This window comes from Caulobacter endophyticus (assembly GCF_029543245.1).
In the GTDB taxonomy this organism is placed as follows: Bacteria; Pseudomonadota; Alphaproteobacteria; order Caulobacterales; family Caulobacteraceae; genus Caulobacter; species Caulobacter endophyticus_A.
On record NZ_JARQWV010000036.1, the window covers coordinates 15,488 to 30,293 of the forward strand.

The 14,806-nt window shown below is 70.1% G+C and carries 14 protein-coding genes; 8 read left to right on the forward strand and 6 right to left on the reverse strand.

Annotation, left to right across the window (positions count from 1 at the left end; all coding sequences use genetic code 11):
- Positions 1–11 precede the first annotated feature (11 nt).
- Positions 12–1,931: a 1-deoxy-D-xylulose-5-phosphate synthase gene (gene dxs, locus P7A99_RS23660; protein ID WP_277796171.1), complete on the forward strand. Its 1,920-nt coding sequence runs from the start codon at positions 12–14 to the stop codon at positions 1,929–1,931.
- A 145-nt stretch (positions 1,932–2,076) separates the two neighbouring features.
- On the opposite strand, the gene P7A99_RS23665 is transcribed toward dxs, so the two are convergent.
- The 5 genes from P7A99_RS23665 to flgF all read right to left on the reverse strand — a co-directional run bounded on the left by P7A99_RS23665 (position 2,077) and on the right by flgF (position 5,752).
- On the reverse strand, positions 2,077–2,550 hold the full coding sequence (locus tag P7A99_RS23665) for a hypothetical protein (protein WP_277796172.1): 474 nt from the start codon (positions 2,548–2,550) through the stop codon (positions 2,077–2,079).
- A gap of 149 nt (positions 2,551–2,699) precedes the next feature.
- Positions 2,700–3,431 carry a flagellar basal body L-ring protein FlgH gene (flgH, locus tag P7A99_RS23670; protein WP_116567427.1) on the reverse strand — a complete coding sequence of 244 codons (732 nt, stop codon included), beginning with the start codon at positions 3,429–3,431 and terminating at the stop codon, positions 2,700–2,702.
- A gap of 15 nt (positions 3,432–3,446) precedes the next feature.
- Positions 3,447–4,208 (reverse strand): flagellar basal body P-ring formation chaperone FlgA, encoded by a 762-nt coding sequence (gene flgA / locus P7A99_RS23675; protein ID WP_277796173.1) that lies wholly within the window; start codon positions 4,206–4,208, stop codon positions 3,447–3,449.
- A gap of 4 nt (positions 4,209–4,212) precedes the next feature.
- Complete coding sequence (gene flgG / locus P7A99_RS23680) at positions 4,213–5,001, reverse strand: flagellar basal-body rod protein FlgG (protein ID WP_101712695.1); 789 nt, start codon at positions 4,999–5,001, stop codon at positions 4,213–4,215.
- A gap of 13 nt (positions 5,002–5,014) precedes the next feature.
- A complete protein-coding gene (gene flgF, locus P7A99_RS23685) occupies positions 5,015–5,752 on the reverse strand; it encodes a flagellar basal-body rod protein FlgF (RefSeq protein ID WP_277796174.1) in 738 nt (245 codons plus the stop codon).
- 222 nt (positions 5,753–5,974) lie between these two features.
- Here flgF and fliL point away from each other — a divergent pair, with 222 nt between their 5' ends.
- From fliL to P7A99_RS23710, 5 genes are read left to right on the forward strand one after another with little or no spacing between them, the layout of a single operon-like run.
- Complete coding sequence (gene fliL, locus P7A99_RS23690) at positions 5,975–6,586, forward strand: flagellar basal body-associated protein FliL (protein WP_277796175.1); 612 nt, start codon at positions 5,975–5,977, stop codon at positions 6,584–6,586.
- A 27-nt stretch (positions 6,587–6,613) separates the two neighbouring features.
- Positions 6,614–7,768: a flagellar motor switch protein FliM gene (gene fliM, locus P7A99_RS23695; RefSeq protein ID WP_101712692.1), complete on the forward strand. Its 1,155-nt coding sequence runs from the start codon at positions 6,614–6,616 to the stop codon at positions 7,766–7,768.
- Positions 7,765–8,379, forward strand: coding sequence for a DUF6468 domain-containing protein (locus P7A99_RS23700; protein ID WP_277796176.1), 615 nt, complete (start codon positions 7,765–7,767; stop codon positions 8,377–8,379). Before fliM ends, P7A99_RS23700 begins: the two co-directional genes overlap by 4 nt.
- Complete coding sequence (locus tag P7A99_RS23705; protein WP_277796177.1) at positions 8,376–9,170, forward strand: MotE family protein; 795 nt, start codon at positions 8,376–8,378, stop codon at positions 9,168–9,170. Before P7A99_RS23700 ends, P7A99_RS23705 begins: the two co-directional genes overlap by 4 nt.
- Before the next feature lie 19 nt (positions 9,171–9,189).
- Positions 9,190–12,057: an endoglucanase gene (locus P7A99_RS23710; RefSeq protein ID WP_277796178.1), complete on the forward strand. Its 2,868-nt coding sequence runs from the start codon at positions 9,190–9,192 to the stop codon at positions 12,055–12,057.
- A gap of 173 nt (positions 12,058–12,230) precedes the next feature.
- Here P7A99_RS23710 and pcaF read toward each other — a convergent pair whose 3' ends face one another.
- A complete protein-coding gene (gene pcaF, locus P7A99_RS23715; RefSeq protein ID WP_277796179.1) occupies positions 12,231–13,427 on the reverse strand; it encodes a 3-oxoadipyl-CoA thiolase in 1,197 nt (398 codons plus the stop codon).
- Positions 13,428–13,524: 97 nt separating this feature from the next.
- Here pcaF and P7A99_RS23720 point away from each other — a divergent pair, with 97 nt between their 5' ends.
- Entirely contained in the window at positions 13,525–13,929 is a 405-nt protein-coding gene (locus P7A99_RS23720) for a VOC family protein (RefSeq protein WP_277796180.1), read from the forward strand.
- A gap of 65 nt (positions 13,930–13,994) precedes the next feature.
- Entirely contained in the window at positions 13,995–14,774 is a 780-nt protein-coding gene (locus tag P7A99_RS23725; RefSeq protein WP_347276707.1) for an acyl-CoA thioesterase, read from the forward strand.
- Positions 14,775–14,806: the final 32 nt, after the last annotated feature.

Consider the following 14,806-nt stretch of genomic DNA (forward strand, 5'->3'; position numbering starts at 1 on the left):
TTTCTACAGACATGCCGACGCACACGCCTCTCCTAGACACCGTCTCCTCGCCCGCCGACACGCGCGGGCTGTCGATCGCCGAGCTCAAGCAGCTCGCCGAAGAGGTGCGCGCCGAGACCATCGACGCGGTTTCCGTCACCGGCGGCCACCTGGGCGCGGGCCTGGGCGTGGTCGAACTGACCGTGGCCCTGCACCACGTCTACGAGACGCCGAAAGACATCCTGATCTGGGACGTCGGCCACCAGGCCTATCCGCACAAGATCCTCACCGGCCGTCGCGACCGCATCAAGACGCTGCGCCAGGGCGGGGGCCTGTCGGGCTTCACCAAGCGCGCCGAGAGCGAATTCGACCCGTTCGGCGCAGCCCACGCGGCCACCTCGATCTCGGCCGCGCTGGGCTTCTGCGCCGCGCGCGACGCGAAAGGCGAGGACAACGCCGTCGTGGCCGTGATCGGCGACGGCTCGCTGGGCGCGGGCATGGCCTACGAGGCGATGAACGCCGCCACCGACGCCACGCGCCAGCTGACCGTCATCCTCAACGACAACGACATGTCGATCGCCCCGCCGGTGGGCGGGATGAGCGCCTATCTGGCCAACCTCGTCTCGGGCGGCGCCTATCGCAAGGCGCGCAAGCTGGGCAAGACGGTGGTCGAGAAGCTGCCGACCCCGATCCGCGACGCGGCTCGCAAGGCCGAGGAATACGCCCGCGGCATGGTCACCGGCGGCACCTTCTTCGAGGAGCTGGGCTTCCACTATGTGGGCCCGATCGACGGCCATGACATGGACGCCTTGGTCTCGGTGCTGAAGAACGCCCGGGAATTCAAGGAAAAGCCGGTCCTCGTCCACGTCGTCACCCAGAAGGGCAAGGGCTACGCCCCGGCCGAGGGCGCGGCCGACAAGCTGCACGCCGTGGCCAAGTTCGACGTGGTCACCGGCCAGCAGCAGAAGGCGGCCGCCGGCCCGCCCAGCTACACCAAGGTGTTCGCCCAGGAACTGGTCAAGCAGGCGGCCAAGGACGACAAGATCGTCGCCATCACGGCCGCCATGCCCTCGGGCACGGGTCTCGACATCTTCGAGAAGGCCTATCCGACCCGCACCTTCGACGTCGGCATCGCCGAGCAGCACGCGGTGACCTTCGCCGCGGGCCTGGCCGCCGACGGCATGAAGCCGTTCGCGGCGATCTATTCGACCTTCCTGCAGCGCGGCTACGACCAGGTGGTCCACGACGTGGCGATCCAGCGCCTGCCGGTGCGCTTCGCCATGGACCGCGCCGGCCTGGTCGGCGCCGACGGTCCGACGCACGCCGGCAGCTTCGACATCGGCTTCATGGGCGCTCTGCCCGGCATGGTGCTGATGGCCGCCGCCGACGAACTGGAACTGGCCCGCATGGTCGCCACCGCCGTCGAGATCGACGACCGCCCCAGCGCCTTCCGCTATCCGCGCGGCGAGGGCGTGGGCGTCGAGCTGCCGACGGGACCTGCCGACCCGCTGGAGATCGGCAAGGGCCGCATCGTCCGCGAAGGCACCAGCGTCGCCATCGTGTCGTTCGGCACGCGCCTGACCGAAAGCCTGAAGGCCGCCGACCTGCTGGCCGCGCGCGGCCTGTCGGCCACGGTCTGCGACGCCCGTTTCGCCAAGCCGCTGGACCTTGACCTGCTGCTGCGCCTGGCGCGCGAGCACGAGGCCATCGTCACGGTGGAGGAGGGCGCCATGGGCGGCTTCGGCGCCTTCGTGCTGCAGGCCCTGGCCCAGCACGGCGCCCTGGATCGCGGCCTGAAGATCCGCACGCTGGGTCTTCCGGACGTGTTCCAGGACCAGGACAAGCCCGACCTGATGTACGCCGAGGCCGGCCTCGACGCCGAAGGCATCCTGCGCGGGGCGCTGTCGGCGCTCGGCATGGACAATGTCAGCGCGGCTGGGCGGCGGGCTTAGTTCAAGACCCTCCCCCTGAAGGGGGAGGTGTCGGCGTAGCCGACGGAGGGGGATGTAATCCCCCGTCGGCGGCGCGCTCGAATTCAGCAGAAACTTCCCCCTCCGCCCCTTCGGGCCACCTCCCCCTTCAGGGGGAGGGTCTTTGTCACGCCCCGCACGCCTCGAAGAACGCCTTCACGCGGCGGCGCTCGTCGGCCTTGGCGGCGATGCTGTGGCGCTTGTCGCCGTTAACGATTGCCAGATCGCCCGTGCGGCGAAAATTGCCTAGTGCGGGGTCGCGCGTGGTCGCCGAGGCCAGCAGAAGGCTCCCGGTTCCACCGCCATCGACGGTTCTGGCGGCCAGGTGCGACGTCCGGTCGCGGCTGGCCAGCCCTATGGTTGCGCCTTCCAGCCCGCTGGCCGAGACCTCGACCGGCCCGCCCGGCGCGGGGCAGACCAGCATCAGCAGCACCTCGTCGCTGGAGGGGCGGCCGTAGGCCAGTTTCGGGCCTTCGCCGGGCTCGTTGAGATAGGCCCAGGCATAGGCGGGATTTGCCGCCTGCTCGTGCGCGCAGGCCGATGCGAGCAGCGCCAGGGCGGCTGCGGCGGCGGTGCGGACGGGGAAGCGGATGCTGGGCACGGCTCGGATCTCCTTGTCAGGAGAACGCCTCGCCACGCCCGGCGGTTTCTGCCGACCGACCCGCGCGCTCCCGAGAAGACCCTGGGCGCGCTGGCGGCGGGAAGATTGTGCAGGGCGGTCCGAACCTGTCTCGAACCACCCCTAGGTCATCAGAACGGCGAGAACTTCTCGACCAGCGACTGGCCTGCCGGGGTCTTCTGCACGCGGCTGATGTCGCCGCGGCCGCCGTAGTTGATGCGGGCTTCGGCGATCTGGGTGTGCTTGATCGTGTTGGCCGAGGAGATGTCTTCCGGGCGAACGATGCCGGCCACGGTCAGCTGGCGCAGTTCGTTGTTGGTCTTCACTTCCTGGGTGCCCTGGATGACCATGTTGCCGTTGGGCATGACCTGGGCGACGATCGCGGCGACCGTCAGGTTGATCTTTTCCGAGCGGCTGACGCTGCCGGCGCCCGAATTGGAGAAGGCCGAGTTGGTGCCCACGGCGTTGGCCGGGTCGAAACCGCCCGGCAGAACCTTGCCGAGGCTGGATTCCAGGCCGAAGAAGTTGCTGACCCCGGCGTTGCCCGTCGAGGTGCGCGAGGACTTGCTGGTGTTGGAGGTGCTGACGCTGTCGTCGATCTCGATCAGCACGGTGACGATGTCGCCGACGCGGCTGGCGCGCTGGTCGTTGAAGAAGGCGCGGGCGCCGACGCGCCACAGCGAGTTGGCCGAGGCGGCCTGCGGGGCCGGTTCGCGGGCCGAGACATAGGTCGGGGCCATGGGAGCGAGCGAGGCGGGATAGCCGACGGGGGCCAGTTCGGGGCCCTTCACCGCTTCGGTGACGGTCGAGCAGGCGGCGATCGGGGCGAGCAGGGCGAGGGCGACGAAGGCGGCGGGGCGCATGGGTGTCTGGCTCTCTTAGCGGGCGGCGTAGCGCACGGAGTTGGAACGGGCCTTGAGGGCTTGCGCCTCGGGGCCGACGGCGGCCGAACCGGGGCCGGTGGCCACCGCTTCGATGATCTTCTTGCTGGCGGTGTTCTGCACGCTGACGGCTTCTCCGACGGCGGCGGCGCTCATGGCCTTGCCTTGCAAGGTGAGGGCCACGCCGGCGTAGTCGTAGGTGACTGCGACAACATCGCCCTTGGCGATGACCTGGGCAGCGGCGACGTCGCGCATCGAGGCGGCCGAACCCTCGCGCAGCGGGCGCTTGGTGGTCATGCCGATCATGGCGTCGGCGTCGGACGGGGCGTCGAAGGGCGCCGAGGCGACCTTGATCCACACCAGGTCCTGCGGCTGCACGGTCTCGCCGGCGGCCAGGCTGCGGGCGTAGGCAAGAACCTCCACGTTGCCGCGCGGGGCGGCGGCCGAAGCGCCGGCCAGCTGGCCGCCGCCTTCGGCGCCCTGGCGGACGATGACGCGGCGCAGGCCCTGCGGATTGGCCCAGTCGAGCCCGGCGCGGCGGGCGGTCATCTGCAGCTGGGCGGCGTCGAGCACGACGCTGGGGCCCACGCGGCGGGCGATCACGACCGAACCGGCCGAGCCGGCGCCGTCGAAGAGTTCGCCAAGCGTGATGACGCCGTCGGCGTCGGTGGTGTCCTGGCGCAGGCTGACGGGCTGGCCGGCGAAGGCGGCGGGGGCGGCGATCAGCAGGGCGGCGGCGGTGAGAAGCAGGGTTTTCATGAGCTTACGACCGCAGGTTCGAGGTGGCCTGGAGCATCTGGTCGGCCGTGGTGATGACCTTGGAGTTCATCTCGTAGGCGCGCTGGGCGACGATCAGCGAGGTGATTTCGCTGACGGCGTCGACGTTCGAGGCTTCGGTGTAGTTCTGCAGCAGGGTGCCGAAGCCGGGCTGGCCGGGGGCGGCGATGTTGGCCGCGCCGGACGCGCCGGTCTCGAGATAGAGGTTGTCGCCGATGGCCTCGAGGCCGCCTTCGTTCATGAAGTTGGCCAGTTCGATCTGGCCAACGGTCTGGGCGTCGGTCTGGCCGTCGAGATTGACCTGCACCAGGCCGGTCTTGCCGATGGTGATGCCGGTGGCGTTCTCGGGGATGGTGATGCCCGGCTGGACTAGGTAGCCGTCCTCGGTGACGATCTGGCCCTGGTCGTTGGTCGAGAAGTTGCCGGCGCGGGTGTAGGCGGTCTCGCCCGAGGGCAGCAGGATCTGCAGGTAGCCCTTGCCCTGGATGGCCACGTCCAGCGGGTTGTTGGTCATGGTCGGCGTGCCCTGCTCGGTGATGCGGTACACCGAGCCGGCCTTGACGCCGCCGCCGACCTGAACGCCGGTCGGGACCACGTTGCCGTCGCTCGACGACTGGGCGCCGGCGCGCTCGATCGTCTGGTACAGCAGGTCCTGGAACTCGGCCCGTTGGCGCTTGAAGCCAACGGTGTTCATGTTGGCGATGTTGTTCGAGATGACTTCGACGTTCAGCTGTTGGGCCGACATGCCGGTCGCGGCGGTGCGCAGAGCTTGCATTGTTCGTTATCCCTTACTGGACCTTGCCCATGCGCTCGACGGCGGAGCGCGAGAGTTCGGCGGTCTGGTCCATCATCTTGGCGATGCTCTCGTAGGCGCGGCTGACCTCGATGAGCTTGGTGATCTGCTGGATGGGCTGGACGTTCGACCCCTCCAGCATCCCCTGGTGGATGATCGCGTCGGTGGCGGTCTGGGGCGTCTCGTTGCCGACGTTGCGATAGAGGTTGTCGCCGTCCTTGCGCAGCGAGGCGAGGTCGGAGAAGCGGGCGACGCCGATCTTGCCCACCCGCACCTGGCCCTGGGTGACGATGCCGTCACGGCCGATGCTGACAGGGCCCAGTTCGGGGTCGACGGTGATCTGGCCGCCGCCGTCGTCCAGCACCGGAGCGCCTTCCTGGGTGGTCAGGACGCCTTCTGGGTTGGTGGTGAAGCGGCCGTCGCGGGTGTAGCGCTCGCCTTCGCCGGTCGAGACCTTGAAGAACCCCTGGTTCTCGATGGCCAGGTCGAAGGTCCCGCCCGTCTGGTTCAGGGCGCCGGGCGTGAAGTCGCGGACCACGCCGTCGTCCAGCACGAACTTGATCGGCGCCGGGCCGCCCGCGGTGCGCGCGGGCTTGGCCGGTTCGGTGCGGACCATCAGGTCCTCGACCTTGAAGCCGGTGGTGTTCGCGTTGGCGATGTTGTTCGCGACGATGTCCAGCTCACGACGGAGCGTCATCTGCCGCGAAAGGCCCACATACAGCGCGTTGTCCATGACGATTAACTCGCAGTTTGGCGCGACAAATGCGCCGCAACCCTGCAAGCAAGCCGCGTGCCAACTCTAAAAGCGCAATGAAATCAGCGGGGAGGGTGGTTAATGGCGACGCTTTGGCAGGCCCCGCCGGGCAGATTCGACCTGCGACCAAATGGCCTTCAAAAGAGATCGTTAACCATGCTCGCGCATGAGTAAGGACCATAGATTTCAAGGAACCTGCGCGTGGCCAAGAAACCCCCCAAGGAAGCTCCCGCCCCGGAAGGCGAAGAGGGCGCGGCCGAGGGTGAAGCTCCCGCCAAGAAGAAGCCGCCGATCGTCCTGATCGCGGCGGCCGCCGGCGTGCTCGTTCTGGGCGGCGGCGGGGCCGCGGCCTTCTTCATGATGAAGCCCAAGCCGGCCGCCGAGGGCGAAGCCGGCCACGGCGAGGAGAAGAAGGAAAAGAAAAAGGAAAAGAAGAAGGAAGAGGGCGAGGGCGCCAAGCCCGCCGAGGGCGGCGCCGGCGCGCCGGTCATCAAGGAAGGCCCCGACGGCGTGGTGTTCTACACCCTCCCGGACCTCGTGGTGAACATGCAGTCGGCCGACGGCAAGTCGACCTTCCTGAAGCTGAAGCTGACCTTCGAGCTGCCCGACGAGGAGACGGCCGACGCGCTGACGCCGAACCTGCCGCGCCTGACCGACATGTTCCAGACCTTCCTGCGCGAGCTGCGTCCCGAGGACCTCGCCGGCAGCCAGGGCAGCTACCAGCTGCGCGCCGAACTGCTGCGCCGTGTTAACCTGGTGGCGGCTCCTTCGAAAGTTAACGCCGTCCTGATCGAGGAGATGCTGATCAACTAGCCTTCGGGCCGGCTGAGGCGAACCATCATGGCAGACGAGATCGACGATCAGGCCGCGATGGCCCAGTGGGCCGCGGAGAACCCCCCGGGGACCTTCGACGCCTCGGGCGGCGGCGAGCTGAACAACAGCTTCGGCGACTTCAGCGGCGGCATGGCCGGCATGGCCGGCTGGGACGACGGCGGCGGCGACGGCATGGGATCCGAGCGGATCCTGAACCAGGACGAGATCGACAGCCTGCTGGGCTTCGACCTGTCGGGCGACGGCGGCGACGACCGCACGGGTATCCGCGCCATCATCAACTCGGCGCTGGTTTCGTACGAACGCCTGCCGATGCTGGAAATCGTCTTCGACCGCCTGGTGCGGTTGATGACGACGTCTCTGCGCAACTTCACCTCCGACAACGTCGAGGTCAGCCTCGACAACATCAGCTCGATCCGTTTCGGCGACTATCTGAACTCGATCCCGCTGCCGGCCATCCTGGCGGTGTTCCGGGCCGAGGAGCTGGACAACTACGGCCTGCTGACGGTCGACTCCAACCTGATCTACTCGATCGTCGACGTACTGCTGGGCGGTCGTCGCGGCACCGCGGCCATGCGCATCGAGGGCCGTCCCTACACCACCATCGAACGCGTGCTGGTGCAGCGGATGGTCGAGGTGGTGCTGAACGACGCCAAGGCCGCCTTCGAGCCGCTGCATCCGGTGTCGTTCAGCCTGGACCGGCTGGAGACCAACCCGCGCTTCGCGGCCATCGCCCGCCCGGCCAACGCCGCGATCCTGGTCAAGCTGCGCATCGACATGGAAGACCGCGGCGGCCGCATCGAGCTGCTGCTGCCCTACGCCACGCTGGAACCCATCCGGAAGATGCTGCTGCAGCAGTTCATGGGTGAGAAGTTCGGCCGCGACAACATCTGGGAAGGCCACTTGGCCACCGAGCTGTGGACCACCCAGATGGAGGTGCGGGCCGTGCTCGACGAGCAGCAGCTGCCGCTTTCCAAGGTGCTGAACCTGCAGGTCGGCGACACGTTGATGCTGAACGCCACGCCCGACAGTCTGGTGGAGTTGCGGGCGGGATCGATTCCGCTTACCCGCGGCCGGATGGGCCGCCGTAACCATTCCATCGCCATCCGGGCCGACGCCCCGCTGACGCCCGCGGCGAAGAAGGCGGTTCAGAAGCTGAAATGAGCCTGATCTCGGTCGCCTTGCAGGTCTTTCTGGCGGTGCTGCTGATGGTGGCGCTGGTCTTCGGCTGGCGTCTGGAGCGCAAGCTGAAGGCGCTGCGCGACGCCCAGAGCGGTTTCGCCAAGGCCGTGGCCGACCTGGACAACGCCGCCCAGCGCGCCGAACAGGGCCTGGCCGACCTGCGCGCGGCGACCGACGAGGCTTCCGACTACCTGGCCGACCGCATCGAGAAGGCCAAGGCCCTGGCGGCCCAGCTGGACGAGCGCATGATCCGGGCCGCCGCCGCGCCGCGCAGCGAGACCCGTCCCGAGCCGGCGCCGCGTCCGGCCCGCGAGCCGCGTGATTTCGCCGCGCCGCCGACGCCCGAGGCCCCTGCGGCCGGCGGTCGTCGCCTGAGCGCGCAGGATTTCGAAGCGATGCTGGAGCGCGAAGCCCGCGCTCGCGGCGCCGGCCCTGCGACCTCGCGTCCCGCGACGCCTTCGAATTCTTCCCCTATTTCGTCGCCTACGCCCGCGCGTGAAACGCCCCGTTCACGCGCACGGGTGGATGATGACCTGTTCGACGGCCCCGACCCCGCGTCGCGGCCCGGATCGCCATTCAGAGACCGTCGATGAAGAACGTTCCTCGCATCCTGCCGATCGTCGGCGTCGCCGTGGTCGGCGTCCTGGCGGTCAACGCCCTGGCCGGCGCCAAGTCGGTTCCCGACCTGCTGAGCGGGGCGAAGGCCTTCGCCGAGGGCGCCAAGGCCGACAAGAAGGACGCCAAGGGCGAGGAAGCCGCCTCGGCCGAGGGCGCGTCGACCGACGCCGCCGCCAAGGCTTCGGGCGCCGCCCCGCCGCGCATCTGCGCGCCGTCGGCCACCGATCTGGCCAAGGAAGCCGGCCTGTCGCCGGCCGAGCTGCGCGTTCTGCAGAGCCTGGGCGCGCGCCGCGGCCAGCTGGACCAGCGCGAGCAGGACATCGACGTCCAGCTGCAGCTTCTGGCCGCCGCCGAGGCCAAGCTCGACGCCAAGATGAAGACCCTCAACGGCATGAAGGGCGAGATCCAGGGCCTGCTGGGCCAGGCCGACAGCCAGAAGGCCGCCGAGGTCGACCGCATGGTCACCGTGTTCTCGGCCATGAAGCCCAAGGACGCCGCCGTCCGCCTGACGGTGCTGGAAGACAGCGTGCGCCTGCCGATCGCGGCCAAGATGAAGGAACGCACCCTGGCCATGATCCTGGCCAACATGGCGCCGGGCGACGCCAAGGTGCTGACCGAGCGCCTGGCCAGCCGCTTCTCGGGCGACGCCATCGCCAAGGGCAAGGCCGCCGTGGCCGAGAACGCCGCTGCTCCCGCCGCCGCCGGCGGCCAGCAGGCCGCCGCTCCGCCGCTGGCGGGCGCCGGCGCGCCGAAAAAAGCAGGCTAAACGGGGAAGCTGGGGGCTCATGACTTTCCGGGGGGCGCTTAAGGCGAGCGTTGCGGCGATCTGCATCGCCGGCGTCGTCGCGCCCACCGTCCTGGCCGCCGCCCCCGCCGCCGCCCAGGCCGCCCAGGGCGACCTCGTCGTCCGCGTGGCCCAGGCCCCCGACTTCTCGCGCCTGGAGTTCCGCTGGAGCGGCCGCGTTCCGGTGATGAAGATGCGCCGCGAGGGCCAGCAGGCGATCCTGCGCTTCGGCCGCGACGCCAATCCCAATCTGTCCAGCCTGCGCATCGCCCCGCCGCGCTGGGTCAAGACGGTCGAGGCCCGCCACGTCGGCGGCGCGCTGGAACTGGTCCTGACCCTGACCGACGACGCCGACCTGCGGGTGGGCCGCGCCGACGGCGTCGATTTCGTCAATGTCTTCGCCAAGCCGCCGCAGGCCGGGGCGCCCGCCGCACCGACGCCGGCCGAGGTTCCGCGCGATCCGCGCCGGCCCAATCCCGCGCCGGCCAGCGGCGTGGTGGCCGTCAGCCTGAACAAGACCGAGGGCCAGACCCAGTTCGTGACGACCTGGGCCGCGCCGGCCGCCGCCGCGGTCTTCAAGCGCGGCGAGGCGGTGTGGGTGGTGTTCGACGCCCCCGTGCGCCTGGACATCGCCCGCCTGCCGCAGCAGGGCGCACATCACACCAAGGTCCAGGCGTTCCGGGGCGCGGACTATTCGGCCCTGCGCATCGTCGCCAAGCCCGGCGTGCCGGTCTATGCCGAGGGGCAGGGCAACAACTGGACCGTCGCCCTGGGCGCGGGCCTTCAGCGCGAGCCCGATCCGGTGAAGGTGGCGCGCGACGAGACCGCCACCCCCGCCAGCCTGTCGGCCAACCTGGCCGGCGCCGCGCGCCCGGTCTGGGTCAGCGACCCCGCCGTCGGCGACCGCATCGGCGTGGTGACGGCCCTGGCGCCGTCCAAGGGCCTGGCCTCGCGCCGCGAGTACGTGGAAATGGCCCTGCTGCCGTCGGCGCAAGGCCTGGCGGTCGAGGCCTTCGCCAGCGACGTTCAGATCCTGACCGAGGGCGACATCGTCCGCATCGGCCGTCCCAAGGGCCTCGTGCTGTCGCCGGCCGGGGCCGGCGGGGCCGCCGCCGAGGTGGTCACCGGCGCGCCGCAGCCGGCGGCCATGCCGGCGGTCATCGACCTGGAGAACTGGCCCAAGACCGGTTCGGGCGGCTTCCTGGCCCGCTACAACGCCTTGCAGGCCGCCGTCGCCGACGTCGATCCGGCCGACCGCCAGGGCGACATCGCCGCCCGCATGGCGCTGGCCCGCTTCCTGGTGGGCTCTGGCCTGTCGTTCGAGGCCATCGGCGTGCTCAACGCCGCGGCCCGCAAGCAGCAGTCGCTGCTGGGCGACGCCGAGTTCCGGGGCCTGCGCGGCGCGGCCAAGGCCCTGGCCGGCCGCTGGGCCGAGGCCGAGGCCGACTTCTCCTCGCCGGTGCTGTCGGACGACCCGTCCAGCGCCCTGTGGCGCGGCTATGTGGCCTACAAGCAGGGCCAGTGGGTGGACGCCCGCAACAAGTTCGCCGGCGGCGCCCAGGCGATGAACCTGTTCCCGGCCGTCTGGCAGGCGCGCTTCCTGGCCGCCCAGGCCGACTCCGCCACGGCCACCGGCGACGGGGTCGGGGCCGAGCGGCTGGTGAACCAGGCGCTGAAGCTGCCCAAGGTGCCGATCGTCGACCAGCTGGAACTGCGGCTGATCCAGGCCAAGGCCTTCGAGCTGCAAGGGCGCAAGGACAAGGCCCTGAAGATGTTCGAGGCCATCTCCAAGGCCACGGTCGACCGCATCACCACCCCGGCCGCCCTGCACGCGGTGCAGATCAAGCTGGAGAAGAACAAGATCTCGCCGGCCGAGGCGGCCCGGACGCTGGACCAGCTGCGCTTCCGCTGGCGCGGCGACGGCGTCGAGCTGGAGGTCGTGCGGGCGCTGGGCAAGCTCTACATCGACCAGGGCCGCTATCGCGAGGCGCTGGAAGTGCTGCGCTCGGCCAACAAGGTGCTGCCCGACCTGCCGCAGGCGGTGGCCCTGCAGAACGACCTCTACGGCGCCTTCCGCACGCTGTTCCTCGACGGCTTGGCCGACGGCATGCAGCCGATCCAGGCCGTGGGCCTGTTCTACGACTACCAGGACCTGACGCCCATCGGCGCCGACGGCGACCAGATGGTTCGCAACCTCGTGCGCCGGCTGGTCGACGTCGACCTGCTGGACGAGGCCGCAAAGCTCTTGAAGTACCAGGTCGACAACCGCCTGAACGGCGTGCCCAAGGCCCAGGTGGCCACGGACCTGGCCTGGATCTACCTGATGGACCGCAAGCCCGAGGACGCCCTGGCGGCGATCAACGGCACGCGCACCACCATCCTGCCGCCGGCCCTCAACGCCGAGCGTCGCCTGGCCACCGCTCGCTCGCTGATGACCCTGGGCCGCTACGACGACGCGCTCGAGGTGATCGAGGGCGACAAGGGCAAGGACGCCCAGGACATCCGCGGCGACATCGCCTGGAAGCAGCGCAACTGGGCCCAGGCCGGCAAGCTGTATGAGGCCGCCCTGGGCGACCGCTTCAAGAACGCCGCCGGCCTGACGCCCTCGGACGAGGCCAAGCTGATGCGCGCGGCTGTGTCCTACAGCCTGTCGGACGACGACGCCTCCTTGGGCCGCCTGCGCACGCGCTACGCCAACCTGATCGGCACGGCCCGCAATCCCGACGGCCTGCGCGTGGCCCTGGCCGGCGTCGACGGCGTGGCCTCCAGCAGCGACTTCGGTCGGGTGACCGCCGAGAACGAGGTGTTCAACGGCTGGGTGGCGAAGATGAAGGACCGCTTCCGCGCGGCCGCGACGCCGAAGGGCTGATCCAGGTTTCCTTCTCCCCTTGCGGGAGAAGGTGTCGGCGAAAGCCGACGGATGAGGGGTCTCTCAGACTTCGACCACTTCTCCCAGCCTAGGCCCCGGTCGCAGCTGGCCGGCCTATCGACCCCTCACCCGACCTCCTTCGGAGGCCACCCTCTCCCACAAGGGGAGAGGGATCAGACGGTCTCGATCGCCAGCGCCGCGCCTTGCCCAACGCCGATGCACAGCGTCGCCAGCGCCCGCTTGCCGCCGGTCGCCTCCAGCTGGCGCAGGGCCGTCAGCGCCAGGCGCGCGCCCGAGGCGCCCAGCGGGTGGCCCAGGGCGATCGCCCCGCCATTGGGGTTCACGTGGGCGCCGTCGTCGGGCAGGCCGAGCTGGCGCAGCACCGCCAGGCCCTGGGCGGCGAAGGCCTCGTTCAGCTCCACCACGTCGAAGTCGCCGATCGAAAGGCCGGTGCGCGCCAGCAGGCGCTGGGTGGCGGGGACGGGGCCGATGCCCATGACGCGCGGCGCGACGCCGGCCGTGGCGTAGCCCAGCACCTGGGCGCGCGGCGTCAGGCCGTGGCGCCTAACGGCCTCTTCCGAGGCCAGGATGATCGCCGCCGCCCCGTCGTTGACGCCCGAGGCGTTGCCGGCGGTGACCGTGCCGTCCGGACGGACGATCGGCTTCAGCTTGGCCAGGGCCTCCAGCGTGGTCTCGCGCGGATGCTCGTCGCGGTCGACGATGGTGGGGCCGGCCTTGCCGGGGATCTCGACCGGCGTGATCTCGCCATCGAAGAAGCCGGCCTCGATGGCGGCCGCCGCGCGCTGCTGGCTGCGCAGGGCGAAGGCGTCCTGGTCGGCGCGGCTTATCCCGTAGTCGTCGGCGACGTTCTCGGCGGTCTCGGGCATGGCGTCGACGCCATAGGCCGCGCGCATGGCCGGATTGACGAACCGCCAGCCGATCGTGGTGTCGAAGATCTCGGCGTTGCGGGAAAAGGCGCTGTCGGCCTTGCCCATGACGAAGGGCGCGCGGCTCATGCTCTCGACCCCGCCGGCGATGACGAGGTCGGCCTGGCCCGCAAGGATGGCGCGGGCGGCGTAGCCGACGGCTTCCAGGCCCGAGGCGCACAGCCGGTTGACGGTGACGCCGGGGACGGTCTGCGGCAGGCCGGCCAGCAGCAGGGCCATGCGGGCGACGTTGCGGTTGTCCTCGCCGGCCTGGTTGGCGCTGCCGTAGACCACCTCGTCGACCGCGCTCCAGTCGAGGCTGGGGTTGCGGGCCATCAGCGCTTTCAGCGGGATCGCCGCCAGGTCGTCGGCGCGCACCTTGGCCAGGCCGCCGCCATAGCGGCCGAACGGGGTGCGGATGGCGTCGCAGATATAGGCGGTCATGGCGGATCTCGAGGCGATAGTGTGTCTGCATTCAAACGAACGTTTGCGATCAGCGCAATGCGCTTGCGATGGGCGGGCAGGGGGCTAGGCTGGCGGCATGAGCCCCACCGTGCAGCCCTTCCTAATGTTCCAGGACGGCGTCGGTCCCGACGCCCTGGATTTCTACGTCTCGGTCTTTCCGGGCAGCGTGGTCGAGGAGGTCGAGCTGTACGGCCCCGCCGGCCCCGGGCCGCAGGGCACGATCAAGACCGCGCGCTTCACGATCAGCGGCCAGAGCGTGATGTGCAGCGACAGCTTCATCAAGCACGCTTTCACCTTCACGCCGTCGTTTTCGTTCTTCGTCACCTGCGCCTCGGCGGCCGAGGTCGATCGCCTGGCCGGGGTGCTGGGCGAGGGCGGCGGGGTGCTGATGCCGCCGGGAAACTACGGGTTCAGCCCGTGGTTCGCCTGGGTGTCGGACCGCTTCGGGGTCTCCTGGCAGCTGACGGTAGGGGAAGATTGACCTCAGTTTCGAATTAGGACTATGTCGATCGCGCGCCGCTCCAGGCGCGGGAGAGTTCAAGCATCGTGCCCAGCTACAGCGAACTGATCGACGCCCTGCGGATCGACGGCGAGGCGATGCTCACGACCGTGAGCGACGACTGGAAGCAGGGGCGCACCACCTATGGCGGCCTGTCGGCGGCCCTGTGCCTGGAGGCGGCCGCCCGCCGGCTGCCGGATGCGCCGCCGCTGCGCTCGGCCCAGTTCGCCTTCGTCGGGCCGGCGGCCGGTGAACTGTCGGCCAAGGTGGAGGTGCTGCGCCAGGGCAAGTCGGCGCTGTTCGCCAGTGTCGACCTGAGCGGCGAGGGCGGGCTGGCTACGCGGGGCGTGCTGACCTTCGGCGCGGGGCGCGCCTCCAAGCTTTCGCATGTCGACCTGCCTGCGCCCGAAACGCCTGCGCCCGAGGCCTGCGAGCTGTTCATCCCCGAGGGGGCGGGACCCGCCTTCGCCCGCCAGTTCGAGTTCCGCTACGTGGCCGGCGGTCGGCCGCTGAGCGGCGGACCGCCGGACTTCCTGGTGTGGATCCGCCACCGCGATCCGGCCGCCCGCTCGCTGGCGGCCATGGTCGCCCTGGCCGACGCCCTGCCGCCGCCGGCCCTGTCGGTGTTCGACCAGTTCGCGCCGATCTCGACGATGACCTGGTCGATGGACGTGCTGGGCGAGGCGCCGGACGACGACGGCTGGCGACTGATGAGCAGCCGGGCCGAAACCATCCGCGACGGCTACTCGGCCCAGTCCATGACCCTGTGGAGCCGGGACGGGACGCCGCTGATCGCCGCCCGCCAGACCGTGGCGGTGTTCCTCTAGCAAGGCGGGGCATTGCCTCGCTGCGTCGACTG